Genomic DNA, 20,218 nt, shown 5'->3' with positions numbered 1-20,218 from the left:
GGTGATCTTAGTCGTGAACCCGTCTACCAGGAGCTTTCTTTATGCCCGCCACCGGGGGCACCGGTCCAACCAACCGCCAGCTTGGAAGAGGCTCATTGGAGTACGGAATACGCGACAACGGCGACGAAAGGAGGACGTGGGGCCAGATAATGAGTTCACCTGCCCAGGTGACTAGGGTCTGTCCGCGATGACGCCATCAGGCGCAAGCCCTGAACGCACACGATCTCCATATGAACCCGACACGAACGCCCATGCCATGAGATCGGGCGAAACCCCAGGTCAGCGCCCTGTCAGCGCGACAACCTCGCGCACCTATCTCGGCCACCTGGTCGACATCACACGCAAAAAGCCCGGTTAGCGCACCGACCAGGCTTTTGGAGTGAGTGTCCGAGGGGGGACTTGAACCCCCACGCCCGATAAAGGGCACTAGCACCTCAAGCTAGCGCGTCTGCCATTCCGCCACCCGGACCAGGTGTCTGCCGTCCGGCCCGCGGCCGTTCCGACGGGAAAACCATAGCAAACATCCGGACGTGCTCGATCACGCGTGCCCGTGCCCCGGGGCGGCCCCGCGGCGGTCGGGCGCGCTGGAAGTGTGGACGGGATGTGACGGCGGTATTTCCGCCTTGGGCTGGGCGGGTAGGCGCGGGAGGATGGCGGGGGACCCCCGCCGCGGGTCCTGCCCGCGCGCGGGTGCTCCGTGGCAGCAGAACTTGAGGAGGCAGTGTGAGCGAGTCGACTTCGGCCGCGAGGACGACCGGTGCGGTCAGTGGTGAGGACGAGGTCGTCGACCTGTGCCGCGACCTGATCCGATTCGACACCAGTAACTACGGAGACCACTCCGGCCCGGGCGAGCGCGCGGCCGCCGAGTACGTCGCGGAGAAGCTTGCCGAGGTGGGGCTCGAGCCGCAGATCTTCGAGTCGCACAAGGGCCGGGCGTCCACGGTCGCGCGGATCGAGGGCGAGGACCCCTCGCGTCCCGCGCTGCTCATCCACGGCCACACCGACGTCGTCCCGGCCAACGCCCTCGACTGGACCCACCACCCCTTCTCCGGCGAGATCGCCGACGGCTGCGTCTGGGGTCGCGGCGCGGTGGACATGAAGGACATGGACGCGATGACGCTCGCGGTCGTGCGCGACCGGCTGCGCAGCGGTCGCAAGCCCCCGCGCGACATCGTGCTGGCCTTCCTCGCCGACGAGGAGGCGGGCGGGCTGTACGGTGCGCGGCACCTCGTCGACAACCACCCGGACCTCTTCGAGGGGGTGACCGAGGCGATCGGCGAGGTCGGCGGCTTCTCCTTCACGGTCAACGAGAACCTGCGGCTCTACCTGGTCGAGACCGCCCAGAAGGGCATGCACTGGATGCGGCTGACCGTGGACGGCACCGCAGGCCACGGCTCGATGACCAACAACGACAACGCGATCACCGAGTTGTGCGAGGCGGTCGGGCGGCTCGGGCGGCACAAGTTCCCGGTCCGGGTCACCAAGACCGTACGGTCCTTCCTCGACGAGCTGTCCGACGCGCTCGGCACCCCGCTCGACCCGGAGAACATGGACGAGACGCTGGCCAAGCTCGGCGGCATCGCCAAGCTCATCGGGGCGACCCTCCAGAACACCGCGGCGCCGACGATGCTCGGCGCCGGCTACAAGGTCAACGTCATCCCGGGCCAGGCCACGGCGCATGTGGACGGCCGCTTCCTGCCGGGGTTCGAGGAGGAGTTCCTGGCCGACCTCGACCGGGTCCTCGGCCCGCGGGTCAAGCGCGAGGACGTGCACGCGGACAAAGCCCTGGAGACCACCTTCGACGGCGCGCTCGTCGACGCCATGCAGTTGGCGCTCAAGGCCGAGGACCCGATCGCCCGCGCCGTGCCGTACTGCCTCTCGGGTGGCACCGACGCCAAGTCCTTCGACGACCTCGGCATCCGCTGCTTCGGCTTCGCGCCGCTGCAGCTGCCCCCGGAGCTGGACTTCGCCGGGATGTTCCACGGCGTCGACGAGCGGGTGCCGGTGGAGGGGCTGAAGTTCGGGGTCAGGGTGCTCGACCGGTTCATCGACGCGTGCTGACCGCGCTCATGGCCGCGCGTCGATGAACGCCGGCTGGCGCTGATCGAGCGCGTATATCGATCACACATACTGACTGAATCAATAAGGGTGAATGGTGTCGTAGATTCATAGCTCGATTGCTCCTTCCTCGTTACATGGTGTGCGGCCCCCAACGGGGGCCGTTGCATCGATCACGTGACGTGGAGTCACAGTCCAGAGGGGTGTGATCCCGGGTGTCCCCGGAGGCCGGTGAGGTGCTTCGGGGAGACCGGGATGGGGGGCGGGCGCTTCCGCTCGCGCGCATTCCGCAGGACGGAAGGCAGGGGAGCGAGACAGTTATGCGACAGGTTGCGAAAAAGGGCCTGATCACCATCGCGGCGGCGGGCGGCGTACTGGCCATGACCGGCGGCTACGCCCACGCGGACACGGGGGCCACCGGCGGTGCCGCGCACTCGCCGGGCATCGGCTCCGGCAATGTGGTCCAGGCACCCATCGATATCCCGGTGAACGTCTGCGGAAACACCGCGACCGTTCTCGGGGTGCTCAATGGGAGTGGGGGAAACGGCTGCGGCAATGTGGTCCACGAGGGTGGGTCCGGGAGCTCCCAGCACACCGGTTCCAGCGCGGAGGGCAGGACCGAGAATTCGCCGGGCACCGCCTCCGGCAACAATGTGCAGGTCCCGGTCCATGTGCCGGTGAACGCCTGTGGGAACGGTCTCGGGGTCGGCACGGTCGGGAACACCGACATGGGCGGCGAGTGCGGCGGCGTCGTGGATGTCGTTCCGAACGACCCGAACGAGCCGGGTGACCCGAACGAGCCGGGTGACCCCGGTGACCCCGGTGACCCCGGTGACCCGAGTGACCCGAACGAGCCGGGAGAGCCGGGAGAGCCGGGAGAGCCGGGCGACCCCGGAAAGCCGCATGAGCCGGGCAAGCCGCACCACCCCGGGGACAGCAAGCCGGGCGGCCACACGCCTGCCCCCTCCTCGCCGGGCCACAGCGGCGGACACGCGGCGGGCCAAGGCGCGCAGCAGATCGGCGCGCACGGCGCCGGCGCCTCCTCGAACCTGGGGGGCTCCCGGCTGACGGGCACCGAGCAGCTTGCGCACACCGGCGCCGGACCGGTCGAGCTGGCCATCCCGGCAGCCGCTGGCATGCTGCTCGCGGGCACCGTGCTCTACCGCAGGGCGCGGGCCGGCCAGCACTGATGCGGCGCTGAGCCGCAGTGACCAGCTCTGAGCGGCACTGAGACCGGTACGTCGCGCTACGGCGCGGCGTCGGGCGGGCCTCGCACACCGGCGGGGCCCGCCCGACGTTTCAGCGGCGGCTCACCACGTGGCGCGGAGCTGGCGGATGATCCGACGGCGCAGCCGCACCCTGCGGCTGCCGTCGGGATTGAGTCTCAGGCGGTCGAGCTCCCAGTGTCCATACTCGGCATGGTCGGTCAGCAGGCGCGTGGCGGCCTTGCGGGAGACCCCGCGAGGCACATACACATCACAGAATTCGTATTCCGGCATCGCATCTATTGTGCGGGACCGGGCCTGCTACGGATAGCGTCTGCACTATGTCTGATGCTGCGCAGCCATCCGCTGCCGAGGTACGCGCCGCCGCTGAAGCGGTGAAAGCCGCACTGGATCGTCACCTCGACGCTGTCGAACGCCGGTCCGGGGAAGACGACCCGGCCGTCTACGCCGCGTTCAACGAACTGGCCGCGGCAGCCGAGGTGTACGACGAACTGCTCTATGACGCCTACGACGAGGTGACGCCCTTCGAGATCCCCGGTGACGACACCCTGCCCCCCTATGCCGGGCCCGAGGAACCGAGCGCGCTGAGCGTGCTGATCCGCAGGGACTACGCCGTCGTAGAACCGCAGCGCCTGCTCTCGCAGGCCAGGCGCGTCGCCGAGCTGGATGGGGGCACCGACTCCGACAACGGAGGGGCTGGCGGTGCGGCTGCCGTCGGCGACAGCGTCCAGACCGCCATCGGGGTGCTCTTCGGCGAATACGAACCGGACGAGATCGCCTCCCGGCACAAGGAGTTCGGGCTGGAGGAGGGCGACTCGACCCTGTGGGTGGCGGCCGGAGACGAGCTCGCCGAGCCGGGGGAGTGGCTGGCCACCCCCTTCGACCAGCCGGATCCGCACCAGGTCGTCTGTCGCTTCGACGTCAGTACGGTCTTCGACGAGGAGCTGGACGACGAGGACGACGAGGTTGACGTTGCCGACGAGGTAGAAGAGGCGGACGAGGAGGACCTGGAGGTACTGGGCCCCGGGAGCTGACACACCGGGGCCTCGTCGAGGCCTCCCACCGACCGTCCCTGAGCGCCGGGCGGGTCACCGGGCCCGCCCGGCGCTCAACGTCTGCCAGGCCAGGCCGGCCCCTGGCGACCGGCGATCCTGCCAGGCGGCAGGGGGCCGTGCCTGGGCGGACCGCCCGGGCGGGAGCCGGAGTCCACGCCCCGGCGCCTACTGGCGTGGGGCGCGGTGCCCTACCCGGCGGACGGGAGCTGCGTCTGCAGCAGGGACCGCAGCCGGGTGGTTCGGTCCTTCGCCGGGATCTCCGCTACCGACCGCGCCAGCGCCGTGTCCGCGCCGTGCACCACGGACAGATGGCGCTCGCCACGGCCGAAGGCGGTGTACACCCAGGCTCGGGTCAGCCCCGCGGCCGCGTCGCCGGGCAGTACCACGACCGCCGCCGGCCAGCGCGCGCCGACTGCCTGGTGGGCCGTGAGCGCCCAGCCGTGGCGGACCTTGTCGGCGACCTGCTCGCGCGGCACCACGACGGCCGCGCCCGCGCAGTCCAGGTGCAGTCCCTCGGCGTCCGCCGAGACCACCCTGCCCGGCAGCGCATGGCCCGGCGCCGGGACGTAGGCGACCCGGTCGCCCGGGTCGAAGCCGCCGAACCGGCCGGGCCCGGGGTTCAGCCGCTCCTTCAGGGCGGCGTTGAGGGCGCGCGTCCCCGCGGCGCCGCCGTGGCCCGGGGTGATCACCTGCGTATGCTCCGGCGGCACGCCGAGCGCGCGCGGCACCGAGTCCGCGACCAGCTGGACCGTGCGGTGCACGGCCTCGCCCGCGTCCCGCACCGGGACGATCACGACCTCCTTGCCGGGGGCCTCGACCTGGTTCAGCTCCCCGATCCCGATACCCGAGACCAGCTCGCCGATCGGCCCGGGGTCCGGCGTCCGGGAGACGACCTGGGGGCAGCGGCGGGCGGCCAGCAGATCCGCGAAGACCTTGCCGGGGCCCGCCGACCACAGCACACCAGGGTCGCCGCTGAGCACCAGCCGCGCACCGTCCGGCAGCGACTCCACGAGCATCGCCGCGGTTTCCACGTCCAGCTGCGGGGCGTCCAGCACGGCGATCACATCGAGCGCGAGCGCGCCGTCCTCGTCGCGGCCCGGGCCCTCGTGGCCCGAGAGCAGCCCGGCGACGGTGACCGCCGCGTCGGACCCGCCGAGGCCGGTGCCGCCGGGGTGGTCGCTGGCGGCGTGGCCGACCGGGCCGTCGGCGCCTTCCCCGGCCGAGGTGGCCGCGGCGGCGTCGATCAGCTCGGCCAGCCGCCGCCTGCCGTCCTCGGTGTGTGCCGCCGCGTACGCCCGCAGCCCCAGGGACCTGGCCGCGGCGACGAGCGCCGCCGGTTCGGCGCGGGCGGCCTCGCCGCCGCTGTGTGCGACCAGGCCGTGGCCCGCGGCCGTACGGATGAGCTCCGCCGCGGACGGGCTCGGCGCGGCGACTGCCGCGGCCTCCCAGTCGGCCGCACTCGGACCGGCGGCGTCCGCCTCGCCGTGGCCGGAGACGTCCGCGGATCCGTCATCGGAACCGGCGCCCGCACCGCCGCCGTCGCCACCGTCGTCGCCGGCCTCGCCGCTGGGCGCACCGGCCGCCGGGCCCGCCGACCGGTCGGCGAAGGTGCCGGCGAGCCGGGCCAGGCCGTCGGCCAGGCTCTCCTCCGCCAGGGCAAAGCGGTCCAGCCCCAGCAGGACCCGCACCGGCTGCTCGTCGTCGGCGCCGTCCGCGTCTTCGGACGCCGGGCGCGCGGCGGCCCCGGGGGTGTCGGCGGCGTCCTGGAACACCAGCACCAGGCCGTCCGTGATCGCGGACCGCAGCGCCGCGTCCGGATCGGGCACGGACAGCTTGGCGAGCCCGGCGCGCAGCGCGGAGGACTCCAGCGCGGTGTGTCCTTCGAGCGCGGCGCGCTCGAGCAGCCAGACCGTGAGCGCCTGCGCCCGGCGCTCGTCGTCCGGCCCGCAGTCCGGCCCGAGCAGGGCGCGGGCGAAGCCGTCCGCCTGGTCATGGCGCACGCCGGATACGGCCAGCAGCTGCCAGGGGTCCTCACGCAGCACCTCGGCGGCCGTTTCGCCCAACGCGACCACGACCGCACCGGCCAGGCTCTCGGGGGCCCCGCCCTCGGCGAGCACCCGGCGGACCTCGGCGGCTCCTGGGCCGTCCGCCGCAGCCCCGGCCCCGGGCCTGGGCCCGGCCACGGTCCGGACGGGCTGTCCGGCGCCCGGTGCGGCGGGGACCCCGCGCGCCGGGGCGGGCCCGCCGGGCCCGGCCGCCCCGGGCTGTCCGCGCCCGGGTCCGTCCGTCCGCTCTTGAGCGCCACTCGGGCGAGCCCCGCCGCTTCCCGCGCCCCGCGCCGCGGCGCGGCCCTGGCGGGCCGCGGGCGTCTCGGTGAAGAACGACGCCGCCGATCGCTCACCGCTCTCCACGGCCCGCACCGCCGCGGCCAGCGCCTCCGCGGCGGCTGACCGCTTACCGCCCCCGGCCCGGTCGCCACCGGCTCCCTCGCCGCCCGCCGAGGTCCGGTCGCCCGGGGCCCCGGCGCCCCCTGACGATGCCGCGCCCGCAGTGCCAGAGGATGCCGCGCCCGCAGTGCCGGCGGCCTGCTGTCCGCCCGCCGCCGATTCGCTCCCCGAGCCGGAAGAGGCCGGGCCACCGGCCGCCGCGTCATCGCCCGCTGCCGACGGACCACCGGGGGCGAGCCCCGCGGGGCTCGCGGGCTCCCCGCTGTCGGCGCCGTCGCCGGTGTCCGTGTCGGCGCCGCCCTCAGCGCGCAGCGGGACGGCGGCGTCCGCGTCCGTATCCGTCCGCGCCGCGGGGGTGCTGGTGGTGGGCTCCTCCTGGGGTGCGGAGGCGGCCTCGCCGGCGAGGCGGTCGGTACTCACAGCGTGCTCCAGTCCTGATCGGGATAGCGGTGCACGGGCGCCGACACATCGTCGAGCGCCTGGCAGATTTCCTCCGGAAGACTAAGCGCCTCCACCGACAAGGCCGCCCTGAGCTGCTGCGCGTTCCGCGCGCCGACGATCGGCGCGGTGACGCCCGGGCGGTCGCGGACCCAGGCCAGCGCCACATGCAGCGGGGTGGTCGCCAGGCCGTCGGCCGCGGTGGAGACCGCCTCGACGATCCGGCTCGCCTCCTCGTCGAGATACGGGGCGACGAAGGCCGCCATCTGCTCGGAGGCGCCGCGCGAGTCGGCCGGGGTCGTGTGGCGGTACTTGCCGGTCAGCACCCCGCGGCCCAGCGGGGAGGAGGGCAGTATGCCCAGGCCCAGGTCCAGGGCGGCGGGCAGCACCTCCCGCTCGATTCCGCGCTGCAGCAGCGAATATTCCATCTGCGTGCTGGCGAGCCGGGTGTGCGTGCCGGACGAGGCGAGCTGCCAGGTGGCCGCCTTGGCGATCTGCCAGCCGGAGAAGTTGGACACCCCCACATACCGCGCCCGCCCGCTGCTGACCGCGATGTCCAGCGCCTGAAGCGTCTCCTCGATCGGGGTGACCGGGTCGAAGGCGTGCACCTGCCACAGATCGACATAGTCGGTGCCGAGCCGCGCGAGCGAGCCGTCGAGCGCGGCCAGCAGGTGGCCTCGCGAGCAGTCGAAGCGGCGGTCGGGGTCGGGGACGCTGCCCGCCTTGGTGGCGATCTGCAGATCGCGGCGCGGCACAAGGCCCTCCATCAGCTGACCCAGAAGGTACTCGGCGCCGCCGTCCGCGTACACATCGGCGGTGTCCACGAGCGTCCCGCCCGCTTCCCAGAACGCCTTGAGCTGATCCGCGGCGTCGTGTTCTTCGGTGTCCCGCCCCCAGGTGAGCGTGCCGAGCCCGAGCCGGGATACGCGCAGGCCCGTGCGGCCGAGGTGCCTTAGCTCCATGAACGTTGAGATTACTGGCCGGAGATCGAACCGTGTCGGCCTGTGGATAACCCGGTCCTGACGTACCCGGACGCGGCGCGCTAGAGTCCGGGCAACAAGGACGTTACTGATCGGTAAGGGGTGCGGCATGAGGCTCGGAATCAATCTCGGCTACTGGGGCGCCGGGATGGACGCGGACAACCTCGCGGTCGCCCGGGAGGCCGACCGCCTCGGCTACGCGGTCTGCTGGGCCGCCGAGGCGTACGGCTCCGACGCCGCCACCGTGCTCAGCTGGGTGGCCGCACAGACCGAGCGCATCGACGTCGGGTCCGCCATCTTCCAGATCCCGGCCCGTACGCCCGCGATGACGGCAATGACGGCCGCGACCCTCGACTCGCTCTCCGGAGGCCGCTTCCGGCTCGGGCTCGGCGTCTCCGGGCCGCAGGTCTCCGAGGGCTGGTACGGCGTGCGATTCGACAAGCCGCTGGCCCGCACCCGCGAGTATGTGGAGATCATCCGCAAGGCCATGTCGCGCGAGCGCCTGACGCACGAGGGCGAGAACTGGACCCTGCCGCTGCCCGGCGGCCCGGGCAAGCCCATCAAGCTCACCGTGCACCCGGTGCGCGAGCACATCCCGCTGTACATCGCGGCCATCGGCCCCAAGAACCTCGAGCAGACCGGTGAGATCGCCGACGGCGCGCTGCTCGTCTTCTTCTCGCCCGAGCACGCCGAGGCGACGACCCTGGGCGCGCTCCGCGCCGGCCGGGAGAAGGCGGGCAAGAGCATGGACGACTTCGACCTGGTGCCCACCGTCCCGATGGCGGTCGGCGAGGACATCGACGCCCTCGCCGATATCTTCCGCCCCTACACCGCGCTGTACGTGGGCGGCATGGGCAGCGCGAAGCAGAACTTCTACAACAAGCTGGCGCAGCGGATGGGGTACGAGAAGGAGGCCGCCGAGATCCAGGAGAAGTACCTGGCCGGCGACAAGGAGGGCGCGGCCGCGGCCATTCCGCGCGAGCTGATCGACTCCACCGCGCTGCTCGGCCCCGTCGAGCGCATCGCCGACCGTATGCAGGCGTACGCCGAGGCCGGGGTCACCACGCTGTCGCTGTCCCCCGCGGGCTTCACCCTCGAAGAGCGGATCGCGGGGCTCCGTACGGGCGTCGAGGCGCTGGAGCGAGCGGGGCTGGCCTAGGAAGAAGCACCTCGGGCGTAGGAAACAGCCCCCGGGCTTAGGAAGAAGCACCCCGGGCGTAGGAAGAAGCACCCCGGGGCGTCCGGGAAGGCCCACGGCCGTGGTGGGGGCTCGGGGTGTCTTCCCCGCCACGGCCGTCACCCAGCACAACGCCTCGGCGTCCGCGCGGTTACGCGACCGCGCGGACGCCCGCGCGGTCCCTCGTCCGGCGGAGCCGGACGCCCCACCTGTTGCCGCCGCCGACGCACGGCATTTGACTTTTGCTGCGCGGAGGTCGTGCGACGCCGGGCACGGAGGTGGCGGAGATGCTGTCGGCGAAAAGGCTGTTCCAGGAGATCATCGACAACGATGAATCATTCCGGCTCTTCTGCTCCATCGCCGCCAGCGGCGAGGCCCAGGGCGGCTGGGAGAACGGAAGGATCGCCGCCCTCGTACCGGAGAGCCGGCGCGCCCTCGCCCCGAAGATCACCCGGCACGGCGCGGACGAGGACAAGCACGGCAGGATCTTCAACGCCCTGATGCGCCGGCGCGGCCTCGAACCGGTCGAGGTCCCGCGCGAGACCGACTACACCATGCTGCTCGAAGCGCGTGGCATCGGTCTCGCCCATGACAAGCTGCGCCGCGACGAGCCGCTGACCGAGCACGACATCATCACCTACCTCGTCCACAGCCGGGTCACCGAGCAGCGGGCCTCCGCCCAGATGGCGATGTTGTGCCGGTACTTCGGGGACGATCCGCTCGTCGGCCGCGCGGTCAGGATGATCTCGGACGACGAGGACAACCACCTCGCCTACTGCCACGAGGAACTGCTGCGCCTTGCCGCCGCCGGGCACGGCCCGACCATCCAGCGGGCCCTCAAGGAGTGCGCACTCGTCGAAGCGCGGGTCCACCGCGACGTCAGCCTCGCCGTCATGGCCCATATGGGCCGCATCCTGGGCTGGTCGAGGGCCAGGGCCGCGCTGCTGGCGGCCGGCATCCACGCGCTGTATCTGTTCGAGTGGCTGGGCGGCTGGCGGCGCATGGTGACGCTGCGGATGCCGGAGCGGCGGGACGCGCTCGGCGGGCGCGCGACGCCCGCGCCCGAATTCGCCTGACCCAGGTTCGGCTGACCCCAGTTCACCCGAGGGCCGCGGCGCTACGCCCGAAGGCCGCGCCGCCCGGTCACAGCCAGCCGCGTCGCCTGAAGAAGCGGTGCAGCCCGAAGACCACCCCGGCCATGAGCAGCAGCACCGCCGGATAGCCCCATGTCCACGACAGCTCGGGCATGTGGTCGAAGTTCATGCCGTAGATCCCGGCGATCAGCGTGGGCACCGCGGCCATCGCCGCCCACGCCGAGATCTTCCGCATGTCGTCGTTCTGCCGCACGCCCATCTGCGCCAGATGCGCGGCCAGTATGTCCGACAGCAGCCGGTCCAGCCCCTCGACATGTTCGTTCACGCGGGTCAGATGGTCGCTGACATCGCGGAAGAACGGCCTCGACCCCTCGTGGACGAACGGTACCCCCGTCCCCGCGAGCCGCGCCATCGGCTCCGCCAGCGGTCCCGTGGCCCGCCGGAATTCGAGCGCCTGGCGCTTGAAGCCGTAGATCCGGCCGGCCGTGTTCATCGCCGACCCGACCGGGCTGAACACCTCAGTCTCCAGCTCGTCCAGGTCGAGGCGGAGCGCGTCCGCGACATCCAGGTAGTGGTCCACGACCGCGTCGGACACCGCGTACATCACGGCCGTCGGCCCGTGCTGCAGCACCTCGGGCATCTTCTCCAGCCGCTCGCGCACCGCGCTCAGCGGATTGGTCTGGCCGTGCCGTACGGTCACCACGAAGGAGTCGCCGACGAACACCATCAGCTCGCCGGTGGTGACGGTGTCGGCCGTGTCGTCGTACTCGACCGGCTTCAGCACCAGGAACAGCGAGTCGTCGTAGACCTCCAGCTTGGGCCGCTGGTGGGCGCTGAGCGCGTCCTCGACGGCCAGCGGGTGCAGCCCGAACTCGCTGGTGACCAGCTCGAACTCCTTCTCGGTCGGCTCGTGCAGGCCGATCCAGAGGAAGGAGTCACCCTCAGCTCGCGCCTGGTCGAGGGCGTCGGAGAAGTCGGCAGGCCCCTCGGTACGCCGCCCGTCTTGGTAGATGCCACAGTCCACGATCACGCGGGGCATTCTGCCCCGCTTGCGGCGAAAGCGCACGGGCGGTCTCCCGGGCGGGCCAGGGAGCGCTGTGCGGGGGTCGTAGGGTGGCAGTCATGCCCACGCTCATCCTCGTACGGCACGGCCGGTCCACCGCCAATACCGCAGGAGTCCTCGCGGGCTGGACGCCCGGCGTCGCACTCGACGAGCGCGGCACCGCCCAGGCCGCGGCTCTGCCCGGACGGCTCGCCGCGCTGCCGCTCGCCGCCGCCGTCACCAGCCCGCTGCAGCGCTGCCAGGAGACCCTGGCCCCGCTGCTCGCCGCCCGGCCGGAGCTGCCCCTGCACACCGACGAGCGGATCGGGGAGTGCCACTACGGCGACTGGTCCGGGCGCAAGCTCGCCGAGCTCGCCGACGAACCCCTGATGAGAGTCGTCCAGCAGCACCCGTCCGCCGCCGCGTTCCCGGGCGGCGAGTCCATGCGGTCGATGCAGGCGCGCGCGGTCGACGCGGTGCGCGACTGGAACGCCCGGATCGAGGAGGAGCACGGCGCCGACGCGGTGTATCTGATGTGCTCGCACGGCGACATCATCAAGGCGCTCATCGCCGACGCCCTCGGCATGCATCTGGACCTCTTCCAGCGCATCTCGGTCGAGCCCTGTTCGGTCACCGCCGTCCGCTACACCCAGCTGCGCCCCTTCGTCGTGCGGCTGGGCGACACCGGCGACTTCGGCTCCCTCGCGCCCCTCGCGCCCCGTGAGGAGGGCCCGGGCGAGGGCGCGGACGCGGGCCGGACCGGGGACGCGGAGGTGGGCGGCGGCGCGGGGGCACCGTGATCGCCGAGCGCAGTAGGGTGGTGCCGCGGAGCCGCCGGGCCGCGCACAGCCGTGGCCGGGCACGCGCGCGTCCCAGCAGTCGACAGCCAAGACCCTGAAAACCACGTCGCAAACCACGCCGAACCAAATGGAGCAGGACGTTGTCCCGTCAGGTGTTCCTCTATGACCCGCCGGACCGTTTCGTCGCCGGCACGGTCGGGCTGCCCGGGCGCCGCACCTTTTTCCTGCAGGCGTCCGGGGGCGGCCGGACCACCAGCGTCGCGCTGGAGAAGACCCAGGTCGCCGCGCTCGCCGAGCGGATAGACGAGCTGCTGGACGAGGTGGTGCGGCGCACCGGTGGCAACGCCCCGGTGCCGGCCGTCGCGCCTCAGGAGCTCAGTGACACCGCGCCGCTGGAAGTCCCCGTGGAGGAGGAGTTCCGGGTCGGCACCATGGCGCTCGCCTGGGACGGCGAGGAACAGCGCATGATCGTGGAGGCGCAGGCCCTCGTCGAGTTGGAGGCCGAGTCCGAGGAGGACCTCGCGGAGGCCGAGGAGCGGCTGCTCCAGGACGAGGTCAACGGGCCGCCGATGCTTCGGGTGCGGCTCACCGGGCCTCAGGCGCGCGCGTTCGCCAAGCGCGCCCTGGAGGTCGTCAACGCCGGTCGGCCGCCGTGCCCGCTGTGCAGTCTGCCGCTCGACCCGGAGGGACACGTATGTCCGCGCCAGAACGGATATCGCCGCGGGGCGTGACGCCTCCGGAGCCCTCCGGGCCTTCGGAGCCCCCCGGGCCTCCGGGGGCTCCCGAGCCGTCCGAGCTGTTGGCGCTGGGCGAGCTGACGGTGCGCGGCCGGGTCCGGGAGGCGTCCAACGCGGTGCTGTACTGCACCGTCGAGTACGAGGGCCACAGCGTCGCCTGCGTGTACAAGCCGGTGGCCGGGGAGCGCCCGCTGTGGGACTTCCCGGACGGCACGCTGGCCCAGCGCGAGGTCGCGGCGTACGAGCTCTCCGAGGCCACCGGCTGGGGCCTGGTGCCGCCGACGGTGCTGCGGGACGGGCCGTACGGGCAGGGCATGTGCCAGCTGTGGATCGAGCCGGCCACCGGCGAGGACGGCGACGGCGCGCCGGAACTCCTCGCGCTCGTCGACGGCGATGAGCCGGGCCCGGGGTGGAAGGCCGTCGCCTTCGCCGAGGTGGACGAGGGCCGCACCGCACTGCTGGTGCACGCCGACGACGAGCGGCTGCGCCGGCTGGCCGTCCTCGACGCCGTGATCAACAACGGCGACCGCAAAGGCGGCCATCTGCTGCCCACCGCCGACGGGCAGATCTATGCGATTGATCACGGTGTGACCTTCAACGCGGACGACAAGCTGCGCACCCTGCTGTGGGGCTGGGCGGGCGAGCCGCTGCCCGACGAGGCGCTGACCGTACTGCGACGGCTCGCGGACCGGCTGGCCGACGGCGATCCGCTCACCGCCCGGCTGGCCGAGCTGATCACCGAAGCCGAGATCGCGGCGCTGCGCGCCCGGATCGCGGCCCTGCTGCGGTCCGGGCGCCACCCCAAGCCCAGCGGACAGTGGCCCGCCATCCCCTGGCCCCCGGTCTGACCGCGTACCGGTCAGACGGAGCAGACACAGCAGGTCACGGGCGATTCCGCAAGACCGCCTATCAAGCCAACTAGGCCCCATCCGGTTCGTATCCGGAAGCTGCGTCCGGTTACGCTCGACACATGTATGCCTGGCCCGCTTCCGAGGTGCCCGCCCTGCCTGGCAGAGGCCGCGACCTGAGGATCCACGACACCGCGACCGGGGGACTGCTCACCCTCGACCCCGGCCCCGTCGCCCGCATCTACGTCTGCGGGATCACCCCGTACGACGCCACCCACATGGGGCATGCGGCGACCTACAACGCGTTTGACCTTGTACAACGCGTGTGGCTCGACACCAAGCGGCAGGTGCACTACGTCCAGAACGTCACCGATATCGACGACCCCCTGCTCGAGCGCGCCGTGGCGAACGGCGACGACTGGACGGCCCTCGCGGAGCGCGAGACCACCCTGTTCCGCGAGGACATGACGGCGCTGCGGATGCTGCCGCCGCGCCACTACATCGGCGCCGTGGAGGCGATCCCGGGCATCGTGCCCCTCGTGGAGCGGCTGCGCGACGCGGGTGCCGCCTACGAGCTCGAGGGCGACATCTACTTCTCCGTCGAATCGGACCCCTCCTTCGGCGGCGTCTCCGGGCTCGACGCCGAGGCCATGCGGCTGCTGTCGGCCGAGCGCGGCGGCGACCCGGACCGCCCCGGCAAGAAGAACCCCCTGGACCCCATGCTGTGGCTGGCCGCCCGTCCGGGCGAGCCGAGTTGGGACGGCGGATCCCTGGGGCGCGGCCGCCCCGGCTGGCACATAGAGTGCGTGGCCATCGCGCTGGACCACCTCGGCATGGGCTTCGACATACAGGGCGGCGGCTCCGATCTCGCCTTCCCCCACCATGAGATGGGCGCCTCGCACGCCCAGGTGCTCACCGGGGAGCGGCCGTTCGCCAAGGCGTACGTCCACGCGGGCATGGTCGCCCTCGACGGTGAGAAGATGTCCAAGTCCAAGGGCAATCTCGTCTTCGTCTCCGCGCTGCGCCGCGACGGCGTGGACCCGGCGGCCATCCGCCTGGCGCTCCTCGCGCACCACTACCGCGAGGACTGGGAGTGGACCGACGGCGTCCTCCTGGAGGCCCAGGAGCGCCTTGCCCGCTGGCGCGCCGCCGTCTCCCGCCCCGACGGCCCCCCGGCCGACGCCCTCCTGGACGAGATCCGCACCGCTCTGGCCAACGACCTCGACGCCCCGTCCGCGCTGGCCGCGGTCGACCGCTGGGCCTCGGCCCAGGCGTCCGAGGGCGGCACGGACGAGGGGGCGCCGGGTCTGGTGTCCCGCGCGGTGGACGCGCTGCTGGGCGTCGCGCTCTAGGAGAGCGACCCGGCCCGTCGGCCCGGTGCCGCGCCCCGTACGGGCCGCGGCACCGGGCCGACGGCCGTTGCTTGCCTTGTCGTACGCCCAGTGGCGCCATGCGGGGGCTACTGGGGTCCGGGGGAGGGCCCGTAACGGCTTTGATCCGCGGCTCGGCCCGGAGGCTCGGCCTGAGCCTCCGGGTCCGGCCCGGGGCGGCCCGGCTCGGCCCGGGCCAGGGCGTGCTCAGTCGTCCTGGTCGCCGTCCGGGCGCTCGCGGCCGCTGCTCTCGTCGCCTTCGCCGTTCTCGCCGCTCTCGTCCCGCTCCTCCGCCGTGTCGTCCTTCGCCGAAGGTCTCCGCGGCCGCGCGGAGCCGGAGCTGGGGCCGGAGCCGGAGCCGGCGTTGGGGCTGGTGCCGGCGCTGGGGCCGGCCCCCGTACCCGGGGCCGAGGAGTCGCGCAGATAGGAGCCGGGGCCGCCCGTGCCGCCCTCGCGCCCGTCCGCGATCCCGCCGCCCGCGTCCGTCGCATGGCCGCCCGGGCCCGGCTGGCCGTCCCGGCGCCGCAGATAGCGCTCGAATTCGCGGGCGATCGCCTCGCCCGACGCCTCCGGCAGCTCCGCCGTGTCGCGGGCCTCCTCCAGCGACTGGACGTACTCCGCGACCTCGCTGTCCTCCGCGGCGAGTTGATCGACCCCAAGCTGCCAGGCGCGCGCGTCCTCCGTCAGCTCGCCGAGCGGGATGCGCACGCCGATCAGGTCCTCGAGGCGGTTGAGCAGGGCCAGGGTGGCCTTGGGGTTCGGCGGCTGCGAGACGTAGTGCGGTACGGCCGCCCACAGGCTGACCGCCGGAACGCCGGCGTGGGTGCACGCCTCCTGGAGGATGCCGACGATGCCCGTCGGCCCCTCGTAGCGCGACTCCTCCAGGTCGAGGCTGCGGGCCAGATCCGGGTCGGAGGTGACGCCGCTGACCGGCACCGGCCGGGTGTGCGGGGTGTCGCCGAGCAGCGCGCCGAGAACCACGACCATCTCGACGCCCAACTCATGGGCGTAGCCGAGGATCTCGTTGCAGAACGACCGCCAGCGCATGCTCGGTTCGATGCCGCGCACCAGCACCAGGTCGCGCGGCTTGTCGCCGCCGCCCGCGCGGACCACCGAGAGCCGGGTGGTCGGCCAGGTGACCTTGCGGATCCCGCCTTCGAGCGCCACGGTCGGCCGGTTGACCTGGAAGTCGTAGTAGTCCTCGGCGTCGAGCGCGGCGAAGACCTCGCCCTTCCATTCCCGATCCAGGTGCCCCACCGCGGTGGAGGCGGCGTCTCCGGCGTCGTTCCAGCCCTCGAAGGCACAGATCATGACCGGGTCGATCAGCTCGGGAACCCCCTCAAGCTCGATCACCCAGCGCCTCCTTCCGACCGGGGCGGACGGGTCCGTACCGCCTCCGGCTGCAGTTCCATTCGCATCGTCCCAAGCCTACGGCGTCCCGGGCCCCCCGCCGCAGCCCCCGTGTGGGGTGGGGAAGAGCAAGGGGCAGAGGCGAGCCAGAGGGCGAGGCAGGGGCAGTAACGGAGCAGCCAGCAGAGATTCATCCGATCTGTTCCTCGGCCGCTCTGAGGGAATTTCGTGCACCCCTCTGGACGGATGGGCCCAAACGGCGCTATACATCGGATCACCGCGAAAGGTCCGATGTTCTATCGCGCCGTACAGGGAGTCCCCATTGAGATTGCGCCCGACCGTCACCGAGATCGAGGTCCATGACGTCCGGTTTCCCACCTCGGAACAGCTTGACGGCTCGGACGCCATGAACCCCGACCCCGACTACTCGGCGGCGTACGTCGTGCTGCGCACGGACGCGACGGAGGGCGTGCAGGGGGACGCGGCCGACGAGACCGGTGGCGCCCCGGCCGAGGGGCACGGCTTCGTCTTCACGATCGGCCGTGGCAACGATGTCACCGCGGCCGCGATCCGCTCGCTGCGCCCCCATGTCGTGGGCCGCCCCGCCCCGCTGACCGCCGCCGACCTCGGCGCCCTCTACCGGGATCTGACACACGATTCGCAGCTGCGCTGGCTCGGCCCTGAGAAGGGCGTGATGCATATGGCGGCCGGTGCGGTGGTCAACGCCGCCTGGGACCTCGCCGCCCGGCAGGCGGGCAAGCCACTGTGGCAGTTCCTCGCCGATATGCCGCCCGAAGACCTCGTCGAGCTGGTCGACTTCCGCTATCTCACCGACGCCCTCACCCCTGAGGAGGCGCTGGAGATCCTGCGCGCCGCCGAGCCGGGCCGCGCCGAGCGGGCCGCCCAGCTGCGCGAACGGGGCTATCCCGCCTACACCACCTCCCCGGGCTGGCTCGGCTACTCCGACGAGAAAATGATCAAGCTCGCGCAGGAGGCCGTCGCCGACGGCTTCGAACAGATCAAGCTCAAGGTCGGCGGCGACCTCGACGAAGACCTGCGGCGGATGCGCCTGGCCCGCGAGGCCGTCGGCCCCGAGGTGCGGATCGCGGCCGACGCCAACCAGCGCTGGGACGTGGCCGAGGCGCTGCGCTGGATGCGCGCCCTGGCGCCGTACGAGCCGCACTGGATCGAGGAGCCCACCAGTCCCGACGACGTCCTCGGGCACGCCGCCATCCGCAGCGGACAGCCCGTCAAGGTCGCCACCGGCGAACATGTCGCCAACCGCGTCGTGTTCAAGCAGCTGCTCCAGGCCGGCGCCGTCGACTTCGTACAGATCGACGCGGCGCGGGTGGCCGGCGTCAACGAGAACCTGGCGATCATGCTGCTCGCCGCCAAGTTCGGCGTGCCGGTCTGCCCGCACGCCGGCGGGGTGGGCCTGTGTGAACTCGTCCAGCATCTGGCCATGTTCGACTTCGTCGCGGTCTCGGGCAGCTGGGAGGACCGGGCCATCGAGTACGTCGACCATCTCCACGAGCACTTCGCCGACCCGGCCGTCGTCGAGGGCGGCCGCTATCTCGCCCCGGCCGCGCCCGGCTTCTCCGCCCGGATGCACCCCGAGTCCATCGCCGCCTACCGCTACCCGGACGGGCCCGAGTGGCAGGCCCGGAACGCCGCACAACAGGAGGGAACCTCTTGAACCAGGCCCACCCGACCGGCGACTTCGAGGGACTGGCCGCGCTGGTCACCGGCGGCGCCTCTGGTATCGGCGCCGCGATCGCCACCCTGCTGCGCGACCGCGGTGCGCGGGTCGCGGTGCTCGACCGTGACCCGGCCGGCGCCCCCGCCGGCACCCTGGCGGTGAAGGCCGACGTCACTTCGGACGAGGCGATACAAAGCGGCGTCGCCGAGGCCGTCGCCGAGTTCGGGGCGCTGCACACCGTCGTGGGCAACGCCGGGATCGGCGCCATCGGCACCGTCGAGGACAACGCCGACGACGAGTGGCACCGGGTGCTGGACGTCAACGTCCTGGGCCTGGTCCGTACCGCCCGCGCCGCGCTGCCCCATCTGCGCGCCGCGGCGGCAGAGCGGCCCGGCAGCGTCTCCATCACCCACACCTGCTCGATCGCGGCCACCGCGGGGCTGCCGCAGCGCGCCGCCTACAGCGCCAGCAAGGGCGCGGTGCTATCGCTAACCCTGGCCATGGCCGCCGACCACATACGCGAGGGCATCCGCGTCAACTGCGTCAACCCCGGCACCGTCGACACCCCCTGGGTCGGCCGGCTGCTCGGCCGGGCCGACGACCCGGCGGCCGAGCGCGCCGCCCTGGAATCCCGTCAGCCGACCGGACGGCTGGTGGCCGCCGACGAGGTGGCGGCGGCCGTCGCGTATCTGGCCAGCCCCGCCGCCGCGGCCGTCACCGGCACCGCGCTGGCCGTCGACGGGGGGATGCAGGGCCTGCGCCTGCGCCCCGCCACCTAATGGATCCGCGGGGTGTACGCCCCCAGCACGACCCCACAGCCCTGGAGCACAGAGCCGCACCACTCGATCAAGGACGGGACTCGATGACGAGACTCCGCACGACCGGCACCGTCGCCTGTGCCGTGCTGCTCGCCGCCGCCGCTCTCGCAGGCTGCAACCGCGAGAGCAACGGCGCCGGCGGTGGCAAGGTCGGCATCGACATGCCGCGCACCGACACGGACTTCTGGAACTCCTATCAGCAGTACCTCGAGAAGGGCATCGACGACGGCACGGTCAACGCGCTGCCGCTGTCCAACTCGCAGAACGACATCGCCAAGCTCGTCGCCAACGTCCAGGCATTCACCGACCAGGGCGCCAAGGCGATCATCATGGCCCCCCAGGACACCGGCGCGATCTCCTCCACCCTGGACGATCTCAAGGAGAAGAAGATCCCCGTCGTCAGCGTGGACACCCGCCCGGACGCGGGCGAGGTCTACATGGTCGTACGGGCCGACAACCGCGCCTACGGCACCAACGCCTGCGAGTACCTGGGCAAGCAGCTGGGCGGCAAGGGCCGGGTCGCCGAGCTGCAGGGCGACCTCAGCTCCATCAACGGCCGCGATCGCTCCGAGGCGTTTGCCTCCTGCATGAAGGAGAAGTTCCCGGGCATCAAGGTGCACGAGCTGCCCACCGACTGGAAGGGCGACGTCGCCTCCGCCAAGCTGCAGAGCCTGCTGGCCCAGCACAAGGATCTCGACGGCATCTATATGCAGGCCGGTGGCGCCTTCCTGCAGCCCACGCTCGCGCTGCTGGAGCAGAAGAAGCTGCTCAAGCCCGCCGGGTCCGACGGGCACATCACGATCATCTCCAACGACGGCATCCCGGAGGAGCTGGACGCGATCCGCTCCGGGAAGATCGACGCCACCCTCTCCCAGCCCGCCGACCTGTACGCCAAGTACGCGCTGGAATACGCCAAGGCGGCTCTGGACGGCAAGAAGTTCAAACCTGGCAAGACCGATCACGACTCCGAGATCGTCAAGATCAAGAATGGCCTGGAGGACCAGCTCCCGGCGCCGCTGGTCACCAAGGAGAACGTCGACGACAAGAAGCTGTGGGCCAACCAGCTCGAGAAGAAGTAG

Annotated in this window: 17 protein-coding genes and 1 tRNA gene; 12 read left to right on the top strand and 6 right to left on the bottom strand. The window is 72.3% G+C overall.

The genetic code is table 11. The features are described 5' to 3' along the window. Positions 1-384: 384 nt before the first annotated feature. Positions 385-469 (bottom strand) — tRNA-Leu (locus tag ACH4U7_RS47935). Positions 470-723: 254 nt separating this feature from the next. Here ACH4U7_RS47935 and ACH4U7_RS47930 point away from each other — a divergent pair. Continuing rightward, entirely contained in the window at positions 724-2,061 is a 1,338-nt protein-coding gene (locus ACH4U7_RS47930; RefSeq protein ID WP_385626566.1) for a M20/M25/M40 family metallo-hydrolase, read from the top strand. 317 nt (positions 2,062-2,378) lie between these two features. Continuing rightward, entirely contained in the window at positions 2,379-3,248 is an 870-nt protein-coding gene (locus tag ACH4U7_RS47925; RefSeq protein WP_398534038.1) for a chaplin, read from the top strand. Positions 3,249-3,368: 120 nt separating this feature from the next. On the opposite strand, the gene ACH4U7_RS47920 is transcribed toward ACH4U7_RS47925, so the two are convergent. After that, entirely contained in the window at positions 3,369-3,557 is a 189-nt protein-coding gene (locus tag ACH4U7_RS47920; RefSeq protein WP_018537156.1) for a DUF5703 family protein, read from the bottom strand. 47 nt (positions 3,558-3,604) lie between these two features. Between ACH4U7_RS47920 and ACH4U7_RS47915 the strand changes: the two genes are divergently transcribed. Next, positions 3,605-4,318, top strand: coding sequence for a hypothetical protein (locus tag ACH4U7_RS47915; RefSeq protein WP_398534037.1), 714 nt, complete (start codon positions 3,605-3,607; stop codon positions 4,316-4,318). Positions 4,319-4,527: 209 nt separating this feature from the next. Here ACH4U7_RS47915 and ACH4U7_RS47910 read toward each other — a convergent pair whose 3' ends face one another. After that, positions 4,528-7,206, bottom strand: coding sequence for a helix-hairpin-helix domain-containing protein (locus ACH4U7_RS47910; protein WP_398534036.1), 2,679 nt, complete (start codon positions 7,204-7,206; stop codon positions 4,528-4,530). Continuing rightward, positions 7,203-8,186 carry an aldo/keto reductase gene (locus ACH4U7_RS47905; RefSeq protein ID WP_398534035.1) on the bottom strand — a complete coding sequence of 328 codons (984 nt, stop codon included), beginning with the start codon at positions 8,184-8,186 and terminating at the stop codon, positions 7,203-7,205. The genes ACH4U7_RS47910 and ACH4U7_RS47905 overlap by 4 nt, the downstream gene beginning before the upstream one ends. 127 nt (positions 8,187-8,313) lie before the next feature. Here ACH4U7_RS47905 and ACH4U7_RS47900 point away from each other — a divergent pair, with 127 nt between their 5' ends. Together ACH4U7_RS47900 and ACH4U7_RS47895 are read left to right on the top strand one after the other, a co-directional pair. Then, the gene (locus ACH4U7_RS47900) at positions 8,314-9,363 is read left to right on the top strand and encodes an LLM class F420-dependent oxidoreductase (RefSeq protein ID WP_398534034.1); all 1,050 of its coding nucleotides are present in this window, start codon (positions 8,314-8,316) and stop codon (positions 9,361-9,363) included. Positions 9,364-9,668: 305 nt separating this feature from the next. After that, a complete protein-coding gene (locus ACH4U7_RS47895) occupies positions 9,669-10,457 on the top strand; it encodes a ferritin-like domain-containing protein (RefSeq protein ID WP_398534033.1) in 789 nt (262 codons plus the stop codon). Between the two features lie 67 nt (positions 10,458-10,524). On the opposite strand, the gene corA is transcribed toward ACH4U7_RS47895, so the two are convergent. Next, a complete protein-coding gene (corA, locus tag ACH4U7_RS47890; RefSeq protein WP_398534032.1) occupies positions 10,525-11,514 on the bottom strand; it encodes a magnesium/cobalt transporter CorA in 990 nt (329 codons plus the stop codon). Between the two features lie 83 nt (positions 11,515-11,597). Here corA and ACH4U7_RS47885 point away from each other — a divergent pair, with 83 nt between their 5' ends. The 4 genes from ACH4U7_RS47885 to mshC all read left to right on the top strand — a co-directional run bounded on the left by ACH4U7_RS47885 (position 11,598) and on the right by mshC (position 15,254). Next, positions 11,598-12,317 carry a histidine phosphatase family protein gene (locus tag ACH4U7_RS47885; RefSeq protein ID WP_398534031.1) on the top strand — a complete coding sequence of 240 codons (720 nt, stop codon included), beginning with the start codon at positions 11,598-11,600 and terminating at the stop codon, positions 12,315-12,317. Between the two features lie 140 nt (positions 12,318-12,457). Further along, positions 12,458-13,048, top strand: coding sequence for a DUF3090 domain-containing protein (locus ACH4U7_RS47880; protein ID WP_385626574.1), 591 nt, complete (start codon positions 12,458-12,460; stop codon positions 13,046-13,048). Further along, complete coding sequence (locus tag ACH4U7_RS47875; RefSeq protein WP_398534030.1) at positions 13,012-13,902, top strand: SCO1664 family protein; 891 nt, start codon at positions 13,012-13,014, stop codon at positions 13,900-13,902. The genes ACH4U7_RS47880 and ACH4U7_RS47875 overlap by 37 nt, the downstream gene beginning before the upstream one ends. Before the next feature lie 122 nt (positions 13,903-14,024). Then, complete coding sequence (mshC, locus tag ACH4U7_RS47870; RefSeq protein WP_398534029.1) at positions 14,025-15,254, top strand: cysteine--1-D-myo-inosityl 2-amino-2-deoxy-alpha-D-glucopyranoside ligase; 1,230 nt, start codon at positions 14,025-14,027, stop codon at positions 15,252-15,254. Positions 15,255-15,479: 225 nt separating this feature from the next. On the opposite strand, the gene ACH4U7_RS47865 is transcribed toward mshC, so the two are convergent. Continuing rightward, positions 15,480-16,625: a PAC2 family protein gene (locus tag ACH4U7_RS47865; RefSeq protein ID WP_398534028.1), complete on the bottom strand. Its 1,146-nt coding sequence runs from the start codon at positions 16,623-16,625 to the stop codon at positions 15,480-15,482. 325 nt (positions 16,626-16,950) lie between these two features. On the opposite strand from ACH4U7_RS47865, the gene ACH4U7_RS47860 reads away from it, so the two are divergent. The 3 genes from ACH4U7_RS47860 (at position 16,951) to ACH4U7_RS47850 (ending at position 20,218) form a co-directional block, all read left to right on the top strand. Then, positions 16,951-18,318, top strand: a complete 1,368-nt coding sequence (locus ACH4U7_RS47860; protein ID WP_398534042.1) for an enolase C-terminal domain-like protein — start codon at positions 16,951-16,953, stop codon at positions 18,316-18,318. After that, the gene (locus tag ACH4U7_RS47855; protein WP_398534027.1) at positions 18,315-19,100 is read left to right on the top strand and encodes an SDR family NAD(P)-dependent oxidoreductase; all 786 of its coding nucleotides are present in this window, start codon (positions 18,315-18,317) and stop codon (positions 19,098-19,100) included. The genes ACH4U7_RS47860 and ACH4U7_RS47855 overlap by 4 nt, the downstream gene beginning before the upstream one ends. Before the next feature lie 83 nt (positions 19,101-19,183). Continuing rightward, complete coding sequence (locus ACH4U7_RS47850) at positions 19,184-20,218, top strand: sugar ABC transporter substrate-binding protein (protein ID WP_398534026.1); 1,035 nt, start codon at positions 19,184-19,186, stop codon at positions 20,216-20,218.

The organism is Streptomyces sp. NPDC020845, assembly GCF_044334165.1.
Classification (GTDB): domain Bacteria; phylum Actinomycetota; class Actinomycetes; order Streptomycetales; family Streptomycetaceae; genus Streptomyces.
This window is presented reverse-complemented; position numbering and strand designations above follow the sequence as displayed.